The 12,872-nt window shown below is 64.3% G+C and carries 10 protein-coding genes; all 10 read right to left on the reverse strand.

The window, feature by feature from the left end:
• Nucleotides 1-3: 3 nt before the first annotated feature.
• Nucleotides 4-846 carry an ATP-binding protein gene (locus N826_RS03330; protein ID WP_169789281.1) on the reverse strand — a complete coding sequence of 281 codons (843 nt, stop codon included), beginning with the start codon at nucleotides 844-846 and terminating at the stop codon, nucleotides 4-6.
• Nucleotides 839-1,321 carry an ABC-three component system middle component 2 gene (locus tag N826_RS03335; RefSeq protein ID WP_044425988.1) on the reverse strand — a complete coding sequence of 161 codons (483 nt, stop codon included), beginning with the start codon at nucleotides 1,319-1,321 and terminating at the stop codon, nucleotides 839-841. The genes N826_RS03330 and N826_RS03335 overlap by 8 nt, the downstream gene beginning before the upstream one ends.
• Nucleotides 1,318-2,325: an ABC-three component system protein gene (locus N826_RS03340; RefSeq protein ID WP_186818060.1), complete on the reverse strand. Its 1,008-nt coding sequence runs from the start codon at nucleotides 2,323-2,325 to the stop codon at nucleotides 1,318-1,320. Before N826_RS03340 ends, N826_RS03335 begins: the two co-directional genes overlap by 4 nt.
• A 384-nt stretch (nucleotides 2,326-2,709) precedes the next feature.
• A complete protein-coding gene (locus tag N826_RS03345; protein WP_044425989.1) occupies nucleotides 2,710-3,696 on the reverse strand; it encodes a calcium/sodium antiporter in 987 nt (328 codons plus the stop codon).
• A gap of 79 nt (nucleotides 3,697-3,775) precedes the next feature.
• Nucleotides 3,776-5,008: an MFS transporter gene (locus N826_RS03350; RefSeq protein WP_044425990.1), complete on the reverse strand. Its 1,233-nt coding sequence runs from the start codon at nucleotides 5,006-5,008 to the stop codon at nucleotides 3,776-3,778.
• A 220-nt stretch (nucleotides 5,009-5,228) separates the two neighbouring features.
• Complete coding sequence (locus N826_RS03355; RefSeq protein WP_044425991.1) at nucleotides 5,229-8,357, reverse strand: efflux RND transporter permease subunit; 3,129 nt, start codon at nucleotides 8,355-8,357, stop codon at nucleotides 5,229-5,231.
• A gap of 18 nt (nucleotides 8,358-8,375) precedes the next feature.
• A complete protein-coding gene (locus N826_RS03360; RefSeq protein WP_052830797.1) occupies nucleotides 8,376-9,626 on the reverse strand; it encodes an efflux RND transporter periplasmic adaptor subunit in 1,251 nt (416 codons plus the stop codon).
• Between the two features lie 12 nt (nucleotides 9,627-9,638).
• On the reverse strand, nucleotides 9,639-10,346 hold the full coding sequence (locus tag N826_RS03365) for a TetR/AcrR family transcriptional regulator (protein WP_052830798.1): 708 nt from the start codon (nucleotides 10,344-10,346) through the stop codon (nucleotides 9,639-9,641).
• A 150-nt stretch (nucleotides 10,347-10,496) separates the two neighbouring features.
• Nucleotides 10,497-11,771 (reverse strand): fasciclin domain-containing protein, encoded by a 1,275-nt coding sequence (locus N826_RS39640; protein WP_052830799.1) that lies wholly within the window; start codon nucleotides 11,769-11,771, stop codon nucleotides 10,497-10,499.
• A 98-nt stretch (nucleotides 11,772-11,869) separates the two neighbouring features.
• Nucleotides 11,870-12,799 (reverse strand): LysR family transcriptional regulator, encoded by a 930-nt coding sequence (locus tag N826_RS03375; RefSeq protein WP_044425992.1) that lies wholly within the window; start codon nucleotides 12,797-12,799, stop codon nucleotides 11,870-11,872.
• Nucleotides 12,800-12,872: the final 73 nt, after the last annotated feature.

Genomic DNA, 12,872 nt, shown 5'->3' on the forward strand with positions numbered 1-12,872 from the left:
AGCCTATTGGTCTAAAGCCTCACGCCGCTCACGAATATAGTTGTCGAGACGTTCTTGTACTTCGGCGAGTTCCTCTCCTAAAGCATCTAGTCGGGTGGAAAGACGTTCCCGACTTTCCCTTAGCTCCTCTACGCTCGAATCGGTCAATTGACTATCGAGTTCGGCAATCATTTCATCAAGTAGCTCGATCTTGCCAGTGTTTTCCGCCTTCAGAGCAGCCTGATTGGGTACCGTCACTATAGCAGAGTCGTCCTTACCGGTAAGCAGTACGCGGAACACGTTCTTGTCGAGTGTTGGAGAGTTCCGAGGGCTGATCTGGGTCGGCGTGTTTGCCGAGAACATCCGATCCTCGTCCACCAAAAGGTACGGTATTAAATGGCGGAGCGAAAAAGGTTGGAGTTGGGCCGCCTCGGTCGCTGCTACCTTTGGATATGTTATGCCGACCTTGCGCAATAGGAGTTCAGAAATGCCGCCGTTTTTTCCTTTGCCGTGCTTAATGGAAACTGCCGAGCCGGTACGGTTAGCAAGATTGCCGTCCCCTGCTAATCCATTGAATACCTCAATGTCGCCGCCCTTTCTGGCACGGCGGAGCGTCAATTCGGTGCCGTCAGAAAACTCCAACCCCAACAAGATGCTTTCGTAGTCTTTGCCCTCTTCAAGGATGGGCGGTGTGTTGCCCCCGAGCATGAAATTGATCACGGCAAGGATATGGGATTTTCCGGCATTTGAACCGCCGTAGATGATGTTCAAACCCGCATCGAGTTCAATGCCGACAGGCGCGAGATTGGGACCGACAAAGGTCAGGTGGCGGAGGCGCATCCACCGAGGGGACGTCGTGTCAGGCACTGGCATAGCCCTCGTCAGCTTGGAACTCCAAGGTCCATCGATCAATGTAGGCACGCATCTCAGCGAAGAAGCTATCACCTTGCCGTTGCGCGCGCTGGGCCAACCAAATAGCCCGGTCGGACAGGTTGCGATTATAATCCGTGGCTAGCAACTTCACGAAGGCGGGGGCATCGTCGGCTGAAACAAATCGGATGCCATCTGTGGCTTCTATTACAGAGACGAGACTTATGCGAATTAACATTTGCAGGCCTTCTTGGATGAGCTTTCGCCGTACCCGGTATTCTCCTACGCGAGCACTAACGGTTGGATGCAGACTCTCAGGCCCGCAGAGGTCGGCGGTGTGAACGACGAAGTAATCGAGTAGTGAAATAGAGTCTAGATCCAGATTTTTCGGGTAAAATGCTTCCAAAATCATTAATGACCGAAGCCCGGTTTCGATGGTTCCATTAAATAGTGCTGTATTTGTGAAAATCATTTCCTCCAAGATAATACCCTCTCGTTCGCAAAATGGTGGCAAGTGCCTTGTTTTACTTGGATGGAGGCTCTGTTATGCCGTCCGAAGATCCCACTTACAGGCAGTGATGCAGCTAGGGTCATCACCTTGTTTAGGCGGTCCATCCCCACCGTGGAACAGTGAGTTTCGTACACACCCGCAAAAACTTCGTCGTTAAATGCATTTACATGGGACGGAGCAATATTATCTCTAAAGTGGCGCTGAAACGCGGCGGCGTCGAAGTAGCGGCGGCGTTGCAAGTTAAGGCTTACGCCGTATTGGGGGTGCTTCATAACGTCGTCCGCGCCGTTAAAGATGCACCCTTCATAATCTGAGTAAACACCCACCAATTGCCTGATGTATTCGATTTCTTCCGTACCGACCATGCTTGGAACGACTCCCGCCGGGGCTTCGCCAGGGTCGTCGCCGAACGTGTCGGCTAATACGAACTTGATACCGTCAAGCGTCAAAATCTTGGTAACATCAAGGCCGCTGACGTTCTTAAATTCAAAATTCTCGATAATATCTTTTAGATTTGGGGTTAGAGTGATAATTTGTTTGTCTTTGATCTTACGAGCACAGCGCTTATCCCACTCGTCTAACATTTCTTGACGAAATGACTCCGGATTGTTGAGGAGATTTTCGGCCTTTCGACTAAATCCTTTAGGCGCGACAAAGATGTATTTCCGTGGAGGCGTAAAGTGGCCCTCGGATGCGAAATACAAGATCTTGGCCAATTCTTGGTGCATGGCGGCATCATCAAGCGTCCTACCGAGCATTTTACATTGATAGTTGTCCCAAGGCCCCTCGTGACGACTGTTTGTAACAAATCCCACGATGTCACGTCCAAGATCGTTAGCGTTACCAAACTCCTCGTGGTCTACGTAGGTTTTAGTCTGTCGTGCCACCCAAAGGTGTACAAAGACCTCAAGCTCTTTGTCTCCCATGGCGAGGATATCGCGACTGTAGTTTAAATTGCGTGTCATCGGTCAGATCCCCTCCCTGTTGCTGCTCTATCGCGAGCCGCAGCAGGCAAGATCCATTAACATCGTTATAAATATATGAAAAAACTCATATTCTGCTTAGAATTTTCAAAAGTAGCATTATGTGGTATTGTGCTCGCATAGGATGTGTTCTGGAGGGTTGCGGTAGCGACCTTAATTGGCGTTAAGTAATCGTATATGGCCTCTGGAAATAAGATTTCGGGATAAAGTGGTCAGAGTGAAATGTACCTGAGTTGGACAAGTTCCGGCTTGTCGGGAGCGTGCTTGTCGGGCTGAAGAGGCCCGACCTACGAGTTGATCCGGTGTTGGCATTGGTGTTTCTCGCTGGCGTCACCTCTTTAGTCCGGCATCTCCGCCGGACTCTTATCAGGCGATCCCGAGAAGCGCGCGGGCGCTTGGGGAGAGCTGGACCGCGATGTATCCCGCATAGCATGCCAGAAGTGCCGCACCTTCCCAGCGGTTGACGCGCCAGCCGGTGGTGGCGAACACCGCCAGGAGCAGGGCGGTGGCGACCATTATCCAGATGTCGAAGTGGACGATCTCGGGCGGGATGGAGATCGGACTGACGACGGCGGTGATGCCGGCGATGCCCAGGATGTTGAAGATGTTGCTGCCGATGATGTTGCCGAACGCGACATCGGTATGCTTCCGGATCGCCGCCATGACCGAGGTCACCAGTTCCGGCAGCGATGTGCCTAGCGCCACCAGCGTCAGGCCGATGACCGCCTCGGACAGGCCGGCGGCACGGGCGATCACCAGGGCCGCCTCGACGAGGAGGCTCGCCCCGTATACGACGGCGGCGATGCCGCCGACGATGAACACGAAGCCAAGGCCGTACCCCATGTCGCGAGGCGGCAAGTCGGCGACGTCGTTGGCCTCGGCGGCATGGACGACGGCCGAAGCGCTCTCGGTCTGCCGTTCCGTAAAGTAGGTGTAGATGGTATAGGCCACGAGCAGCCCCAGAAAGAGGATGCCCACCCAGCGCGAGAGGGTTCCGGTCAGGGCGATGCCCAGGAGCAGGATGCTGACGCCGACCAGGACCGTTCCGTCACGCCGAAATGCCTCCTTGGTCGTCGCCATCGGCAGGATCACGGCGGCAACCCCCAGGATGAGCAGGATATTGGCGATGTTGCTGCCCACGACATTGCCGACCGCCACTCCCGGCGCGCCGATCAGGGCGGCCTGAAGGCTGGTGACGAGTTCGGGCGTAGACGTGCCGAAGCCGACGAGCGTCAGGCCGATCAGCATGGGGGATACGCCCATGCGCTGGGCCACCGCCACGCTGCCCCTCACCAGGGCTTCGCCGCCCGCTACGAGGAGCACCAAACCGAGCAGAAGCTGAAGGGCTGTCATACTGAACGGGTTCCCTCGTGCGGGTGGCGGCTGTCGGGGAGCATTCTTACGGCAACCGGGCGGACCGTTACAGGAAAAATCAGGACGCGTGACGGTCCCGATGCCGCATCGCCGGCACCGTCAGCAACCCTGCCGCCAGCACTCCCACGGCGCTCCCCATGGCGATGCCGTCGAAGCTGCCGCCCCGGTCGAGCAGCCAGCCGAACAGGCCGGGGGAGAGAGCGGTGGCGAGGACGACGATGGAGACGGACATGGAGCGGATCGCTCCCAGGTGGCGGGTGCCGTAGAGTTCGGCCCAGACGGCGGCGACCATGACGGCGCTCATGCCGGCGGTGATGCCGGCCAGGGCCATGAAGGCTGCCGCTCCCAGCGGGGCGTCGCTCAGGGACAGGACGGTGAGGGCTGCCGCCAGCGGCAGCAGGTAGAAGGGCAGCAGGCGGACGGCTCCGATCCGGTCGATGACCGGGCCGACGGACAGCGACGTGGCGATGGTGGTCGCGGCGTAGAAGGCGAAGGAGGCGGCGAAGACCGTCAGCGGCCAGCCTTTGCCTTCGACCAGGGCGATCTGGTGGAAGAAGACTCCGGTGTTGATGAAGCCGGGGGCCAGCAGGGCCGGCAACAGCAGGTAGAAACGGGGATCGCGCAGCACTTCCGCCCGCGTCCAGTCCCTGGCGGCGATGGGGCGGTCTCCGGTCTTCAGCGGGGCGGCGGGGGCCGGGGCGGCGGCTTCGCCCGGATCGCGGCGGAGCAGCAGGAGCAATGCCGGCAGGACGGCCAGGATCAGCACGGCGGCGCAGACGCTCCAGGCGGTGCGCCAGCCGAGCAGGGCCAGGGCCGCGACCATGAGGGTGGGAAGCAGCGCCTCTCCGGTCGGGTGTCCCAATGCTGCGATGCTCAGGGCAGTGCCTCGGCCGGTGTCGAAGCGGCGGGCCATCGTCGTCATGGCGGTGTGCGGCATCAATCCCTGTCCGGCCAGCCGGAGGCCGAAGAGAGACAATCCCAGGATTGCGACATGGCCGGCGGTCGCCATGCCGATGCAGGCGGCGGTTAGGGCGAGGCAGACGGCGGCGACGTAGTGGCGGAGGTTGGCGGTGTCCAGCCAGCGCCCGGCCCAGATCAGGGCGGTGGCGCTTCCCAGGGTCGCTACCGAATAGAGCAGACCGAAACTGGCGTTGGAGAGGCCGAATTCCTCACGGATATGGCCGCCGGACAGGGAAATGAAGAAGGTCTGGCCGAAGCTGGAGAACAGGGTCAGCAGGAAGCCGAAGGCGAGCATTCGCCCGTGGGTGGCGATGAATTTTAAATAAATCAAAGTGCTGAGCCGGTGCTGCGGGTGCTGCCGGGGAGTATAGGGCGGGGGGCAGGGGCGGGGAACCGGCGGGATTGGGTGTGCTGGTATTCGCGGGGATGGGGGCGGGGTGACGGGATGGGGCCTGCTTGTTGGGCCACGGCCCAACCTACGGGCGACGGTACTCGTAGGTTGGGCCGTGGCCCAACATCTTCGATGTGTTGGACTGGGTGGCGGTGCCGGATTACTCCGCCGCCTCCCGCATCCTCACGTTGGGGTTGGCGTGCTGCGGGGGCATGTGCGGGTCGTCTTCTTCCTTGGGGCCGATGAAGCGGCCGAAGATGCGGCCGCAGAAGTCGGAGAGGCCTTCCATGATCGTGTAGAAGCTGGGGACGAAGATCAGGGACAGCAGGGTCGAGACCAGCAACCCGCCGATCACGGCGATCGCCATGGGGGCGCGGAACTCGCCGCCGTCGCCGGCTCCCATCGCGCTGGGGAGCATGCCGGCCGCCATCGCGATGGTCGTCATGATGATGGGCTGGGCGCGCTTGCGACCGGCGTCGATGATCGCCTCGATCCGGGGCATGCCCTTGCGTTCCTGCTCCACCGCGAAATCGACCAGCATGATCGCGTTCTTGGTGACGATGCCCATCAGCATCAGGATGCCGATCACGACGGGCATGCTGATCGCGTTGCCGGTCAGCAGCAGGCCGGCGATCACGCCGCCGATGGAGAGCGGCAGCGACAGCAGGATCGTGATCGGCTGGAAGACGTTGTGGAACAGCAGCACCAGCACGCCCAGCACCATCAGCAGGCCGGCGCCCATGGCGGCGGCGAAGCCGGAGAAGACTTCGCCCATGATCTCGGCGTCGCCGCTTTCCTGGATGCGGATGCCGGCGGGCAGGTTGCCGGCTTCGGGCAGCGCCTTGACCTTCTCCAGCGCGTCGCCCAGCGTCAGGCTGCCGACGAGGTCGGCGCCGATCAGGACCCGGCGTTCCCTGTCGTAGCGCTCGATCGAGGACGGACCCTGGCCGAAGCCGATATCGGCAAGGGAGGTCAGGGGGACGGCGGCGCCGGATGCGGTGGGCACGGCGAGGGTCTCGATCAGGCGCAGGTCGTTGCGGGCGGATTCCTCAAGCTGGACGCGGATCGGGATCTGGCGGTCTCCGGCGTTGAACTTGGCGAGGTTGGCGTCGGCGTCGCCGATGGTGGCGACCCGCACCGTCTCCGAAATGGTTTCGGGGGAGACGCCGTAGCGGGCGGCTTCGTCCAGCCGGGGGACGACGCGGATCTCGGGGCGGTCGAGGCCGGCGCTGGCCGCGGCGTTGGCGAAGCCGGGTTCGCGCCGCATCGCCGCTTCCAGGGAGGCGACGGCGTCGCTCAGGGCGCGGCCGTCGTTGCCCATGACGGTGATCGACAGCTCGCGCTCGCCGCGCTCGTTGACGTACCAGGCGCGGATGTCGGGGACTTCGGCCAGACGGCTGGAGATTTCGCCTTCCACCTGCTTCTGCGTCAGTTCGCGCGTACCCTTGGGCGTCAGCATGATCAGGACGGTGGCGCGGCGGATTTCCCGGCTGGCGCCGGTGGGCGAGGTTCCGCCCATCGTGAAGACGGAACGGACTTCCGGCATGCTCTTCAGGATGCCGGCGACCTTGTCGGTGGTCCGCATGGTGTCGGCCAGGGTCGCTCCCGGCGGCAGTTCCACCGAGATCACGGTGCGGGCGGCGTCTTCCGACGGGATGAAGCCGGTCGGCAGCAGCGACGTGCTCCAGAGCGACACGGCGAACAGGCCGATGCCGACCAGCAGCGTCAGGAAGCGGAAGCGCAGGGTGACGCGGAGGAAGCCGGTATAGGCCCGCATCAGCCAGCCGTCCCTTTCCGGTCGCGCCGGGTGCGGGCGCATCAGGTAGGCCGCCATCATGGGCGTTATCAGGCGGGCGACTAATAGAGAGAACAGGACGGCGATCGCGACGGTCAGGCCGAACTGCTTGAAGTACTGGCCGGGGATGCCGCCCATGAAGCTGACGGGCGCGAAGATCGCGACGATGGTCAGGGTGATCGCGATGACGGCAAGGCCGATCTCGTCGGCGGCTTCCATCGCGGCGCGGTAGGGCGATTTGCCCATCCGCATGTGGCGGACGATGTTCTCGATCTCGACGATGGCGTCGTCGACCAGAATGCCGGTGACCAGGGTGATGGCGAGCAGGCTGACGAGGTTGAGCGAGAAGCCCATCATGTGGATCACCCAGAACGCCGGGATGATCGACAAGGGCATGGCGACAGCGGAGATCAGCGTGGCGCGCCAGTCGCGCAGAAAGATGAAGACGACGACGATGGCAAGGGCCGCACCTTCCAGCAGGGTGCCCATCGCGGCTTCGTAGTTGCCCTCGATATAGCTGACGGTGTCGTCGATCAGGGTGTAGCTGACGTCCGGGTGCTGTTGCGACAGCGTCGCCAGCTCGGCTTCCACGACGCGGGCGACATCGACGTTGCTGGCGCCCTTGGAGCGGAAGACGCTGAAGGAGACGACCTGCTGGTTGCCGTTCAGCTTGGCGAAGGAGCGCGGCTCCTCGAACGCGTCGGTCACTTCGCCGAGGTCGCTCAAGCGGACCTCGCGGCCTCCCGGCAGGACGATCCGGGTGTCTTGCAGGCTTTCCACGGTGCGGGCGCCGGCAAGGGTGCGGATCGCCTGTTCCTGGCCGCCGAACTCGCTCCTTCCGCCGCCGAGGTCGATGTTGGTGGCGCGGAGCTGCTTGTTGACGTCAGCCGCCGTAATGCCGAGCGACATGAGGCGGTCGGGGTCCAGGCGAACCTGGATCTCGCGGCTGACGCCGCCGATGCGGTCGATCCGGCCGACGTTCTTCAAGCCCTGGAGCCGGCGCTTGACGACGTCGTCCACGAACCACGAGAGCTGTTCCAGCGTCATGCCGGGGGCGGAGGCGGCGTAGCTCTGGATCGATTGGCCCTCGACGTCGATCCGCTCGACGATGGGCTCGTCGATGGTGCGCGGCAGGTCCATCCGGATCTTGGCGATGGCGTCCTTGACGTCGTTGACGGCGCGGTCGGTGTCGGTTTCCAGGCGGAACTCGATCGCGGTCAGCGACGAGCCGTCGGTGATGGTCGAGGTGACGTGCTTGACGCCGGTGATGTTGGCGACGGCGTCCTCGACCTCCCGCGTGACCTGGGACTCAAGCTCCGCCGGGGCGGCGCCGGACTGGGTCACCGTGACGGACACCACCGGCACGTCGATGTTGGGAAAGCGGGTGATCGGCAGCGCCTGGAACGAGACGATGCCCAGCAGCATGGTGACGGTGAAGAAGACCAGCGCCGGGACCGGGCTTCGGATCGACCATGCGGAAACGTTGAGCGCCATGGCTGTCGAAGCTCCTGATCAGGGATTGCTGCTGGTCTGGACGACGGGCTGTCCGGGGATCGCGGAGAGCGGGATGGCTGCCAGCGGGACCGGCGTCACCTTGTCGCCGTCGCGGACGAAGGTGCCGGAGATCGCGATGACCTGCTCGCCCGGCTCGATGCCCTGGCGGATCTCGGCCTTGCCGTCCGCCTTGAGGCCGACGGTGACGGAGCGGGTCTCCACCACGCCGTCGCGGACGACCTGCACGATGGAGCCTTCCGGGCGGTAGAGCACGGATGAGAGCGGGACCAGCGTGCCGTCTCGGCGGTCGACTTCCACCGTGCCGCGCGCGAAGGCGCCGATGGCGAGGCCGGGAACGGGGGTTACCGTCAGGCGCACGCTGCCGAGGCGGGAGGTTCGGTTTACCTCGGGGGAGACGAGGCGGACCTTGGCGGGGACCGGTTCTTCCATGCCGGCCGGGCGGACCAGAGCGGTCTGGCCGGGGCGGAGGCGGGCCAGAGAGGTTTCCGGCACGTCGGCCTGAACTTCGATGGTGCCGCCGCCGATAATTCGGAACAGCGGGTCGGCGGCGGAGGATACCAGCGCGCCGAGCCGGGCTTCGCGCCGGCTGATGATGCCGGCGGCGGGGGCCTTGATCTCGGTCCGGGCGAGGCGGACCTGGATCTCGCGCTTCTGGGCTTCGGCCAGCGCCCTATCGGCTTCGGCGAGGCGGAGGGCGTCCTGGGCGACCAGGACGCGGGCGCGGGCGACCTGGGATGCCGCTTCGCGCTGTTCCAGGTTTTCGGCGGTGGTGTTGCCGCGCTCGTTCAGCGCCTGGGACCGGGCATAGGCGGCGTCGGCCTGGCGGGAGTTGGCCTCCGCCTCGACGATCTGGTTCCTGGCCTGGGCGATGGCGGCCAGCGCTCGGGATAGGGACGCGGCGTTCTGGGCGAACTGGGCGTCCAGCATGTCGCGCGACAGCCGGGCGAGCACCTGGCCGCGCTCGACGTGATCGCCTTCCTCGGCGAGGAGTTCGGTGATCGCGAGGCCGTCGATCTCGGCCCCGACCATGACTTCGTCACGGGCGACCAGCGTGCCGGTCAGGAGGATCGTTTCCGCCAGCGTGCCGGACGCGGCTGTAGCGACGCTGACGCTGGGCGGCTTGGGCGTCGCGACGGGGGCTGAGTCGGCGGCGTGGGCGGGACGGGGCGCCGTGGCGGGAACGCCGAGCAATGCCGCGCACAGCAGCAGCTTGCCGAAGAACGAGAAGCGGTCTTGTGTGCGCAGCATTGAGTTTTGGCCTTATGCGGAGGTCGGCAGCGGAGCGGCGGCCGGTTGTGAAGATAGTGTATCGGCGAGTACGACTGTGGATGCGGCGTGGGGACGCAGGAAGCGTTCGAGCATGACTTCAAGAACGGCTTCGGTCCTGTCGTCGGTCATGAAATCGGCGATCACACGGTGGGCGACGATGCCGTCGCCCAGCGCCATCAGCATGCGGACGGCGACGTCGACGTCAAGGCCGGGATCGACATAACCCTGGGCGATGCCCTGGCGCAGCGCGTGGGCGCATGCGGCGTGGGCCTCGTTGATGTTGCGTTCGAACATGGTCCGGATTTCCGGATTGCGCAGAGCTTCGGCAATGATCTCGGTGCAGAGCATCGGCGCGTCGCGGCCTTGCATGTCGCGAAGGTAGCAGCGGGCCAGCTCAATCAGGCCGCGCACCGGGTCTTCGGCGCGCTGGAGCAGGTCGAACAAGGCCGCGTTGCGGACGCGCTCGGCCTCCGCTATCGCGGCGATGATGGCTTCCTTGCTGCGGAAATAGCGGTAGAGGTTGCCGGCGCTCATGCCGGCTTCGGCGCAGATGTCCTGCATGCTGGCCTTGTGGAAACCGGAGCGCGCGAAGCACGCCATTGCGGCGGCGAGAATCCGCTGCTGCTGCGCCTCGCGGGCGTCGATCGCTGTTGCCGATGCCGTAGATGCCGGAGCGTCGTCCTTGCCGCCCTGTCCCATGCCCTGAATGCCGTCCTGCCAGATGAGAGTGAACGTTCATTCACTTACAATGTCCGCTAAATGGCGTCAAGGGGGACGGCAGCGGGGCGCCATGAAAAAAGGCCGGCGCATCGCTGCGCCGGCCTGGGGAGGGTTGGCGTTGCCGGGGCGTTAGCGGACCAGGGCTTCCTGGACGCCTTCCGGGATCAGCACGGTGTCGATGCCGTGGACGAAGCCGTTGCCGGTGCGGATGTCGCCGACGGTGATCGCTGCGGGGGAGGCGTCGGCTGGGCGCTGGGAGTTGCCCGTGGTGGTGCCGGCGGTCTGTGTATTGGTCTGGTTGGCGCTGGACGGAGTTGCCGATTCGGCCTGACGCAGCGGCGGCAGGGCCTCGCTGACGGCGGTGCGGGCGGCGGCGCGGTCGTTGTTCTGAAGCGCCTGGGTCGCGCGGTCGATGGCGCTGCCGGCCTGCTGGAGCGGCTGGCGGTCAGTGGTCTGGAGCTGGCCGCGGTCGATGGCCTGACGGGCGCGGGCGAGTTGGTCGCGGGCCGGCTGGTTGTCCTGGGACTCGCCGGTGAGCGCCTGATTGGCGTTCTCCAGGGCGCTGAGCGCGTCGGTCAGGTCCTGGTTGGCGGCTGATGGCGTGGGTGCGGGGGCCGGGGCGGATTCGGTCGAGGTCGCGGTAGCAGTGCGGGACTGCGGCGTCGCTTGCGGCTGCGGCTCGCCGATGCTGAGGCGCGGACGGCCGTTGGTCAGCGACACGTCGATCGGATCGCCGCCCATCGCCTTGATGTCGGACGGGAACTGGGTCGAGGCGTAGCTGTGGCCTTCGACCACGTGCTGGGCGAGGATCGCGCGTAGCTGGTCGCGGTGCTGCTCCTGACCGAGCTGGTCGAGCGTCGCCTGCGGCAGCTTCTCGAACGCGGCGTTGGTCGGCGCGAACAGGGTGTGCTGGCCGGAGCGGCTGAGGGTGTCGGCGAGGCCGGCTGTTTCGATCAGCTTCGCCAGCGTGCTGAACTGCGGGTTGTTGCGCAGGGCGGCCACGAGGTTGTCGGCCTGGATCGGCGCCTGTTCCGGATTGGCGCTGCGCGCGGTGCTGCTGTTCTGGTTGTCCGGGCCGCCGAGGAAGGCGGGGGCGGGCGTTTCCTTGGTGGTCTGAGCGCCGCCGGGGAGCTTGGCTTCGGCTTCCACCAGGAGCTGGCGGCACTGCATCACGTTGCCGCCGGTGGCGGCGTCGCGGGCACGCAGGATGAGCTGCTCGAGCTGTTCCTTCTGCGTGCCGGCCTGGAGCTTATCCACGCGGTTGGCGACCTCGCCGACGTCAAGCTGGGTGCAGGAGGCGGGCTGGAGGTTCTGCTGTGTGTTGGTGGAGGTCTGGGCCTGGACGGTCCCCATGGTCCCCACACCGAGCGCGATGGCGGCTGCGCCGAGCATCAACCTGTTCATATCCTCATCCTTCGCAATTTTGATTCTTGACAAGCATCAAGGTGCTCTGGATGAGACAACAACGGAACTAAGCTTGTAGTTCCGTCTGATAACGCAACTTATCCGCCGGAGAGGACGTGCAGGGACGCGTCCCAGTACGGCACCGGACCGAACCGTCCGGCGAGAAAGTCGACGAAGACCCGAACTTTGGGCGACAGGTGGCGGCTGTGCGGGTAGACGGCGTGGACGGCGCCGCTGTCGTTGGCGGCGAACTCCGTCAGCGCCATGTCGAGCTGGCCGCGCGCGATCTGCTCGCCGAGCAGGAACGTCGGCAGCATGGCGAGGCCTTGGCCGGCGAGGGCGGCTTCGCGCAGGACGTCTCCGTTGTTGACCCGGAGCGTGCCGGACACCTTGACCGCGCAGGGCTTGCCGGCGACCGTGAAGTGCCATTGGTCGGACGGCGAGGCGTTGGTGTAGAGCAAGCAGTTGTGATGGGCGAGGTCGTCCGGGTGCGCCGGACGGCCGTGTTTCCTGAAATAGGCCGGCGTTCCGACGACGACGTTGCGGTTGACCGCCAGCCGGCGGGCCACGAGGCTGCTGTCGCGCAGCCGCCCGATGCGGACCGCGACGTCGTAGCCGTCCTCGATCAGGTCGACGAAGCGGTCGTTCAGGTCCATGTCGATTTCCAGGCCGGGGTGTCGGCGCAGGAACTCGGCGATGGCGGGGGCGAGGTGGATCATGCCGAACGACATCGGCGCGTTGATCTTGAGCGTGCCGCGCGGCTCGGCATGGAGGTCGGCGACGGCGCGTTCCGCTTCCTCGACATCGGCGACGATCCGGGCGCAGCGCTCGTAGAAGGCCTGTCCTACCTCGGTGACGCTGAGGCTTCGGGTCGTCCGGTTGAGCAAACGGGCACCGAGGCGGTTTTCCAGCTCGGTCATGCGCCGGCTGACCGCCGACTTGGAGACGCCCAGCTTGTCGGCGGCGGCGGTGAAGCTGCGGGTGTCGACCACGCGCAGGAAAGCCAGCATGTCGTCGAGCCGGTCCATGGCAGCGGGTTCCTGATTGTTGCGCCTGGATTGTTGCGTTGGACAAAACAATCAAGTTCGAGATTGGGCTATT

This window comes from Skermanella aerolata KACC 11604, from assembly GCF_000936425.1.
GTDB classification, from domain to species: Bacteria; Pseudomonadota; Alphaproteobacteria; order Azospirillales; family Azospirillaceae; genus Skermanella; species Skermanella aerolata.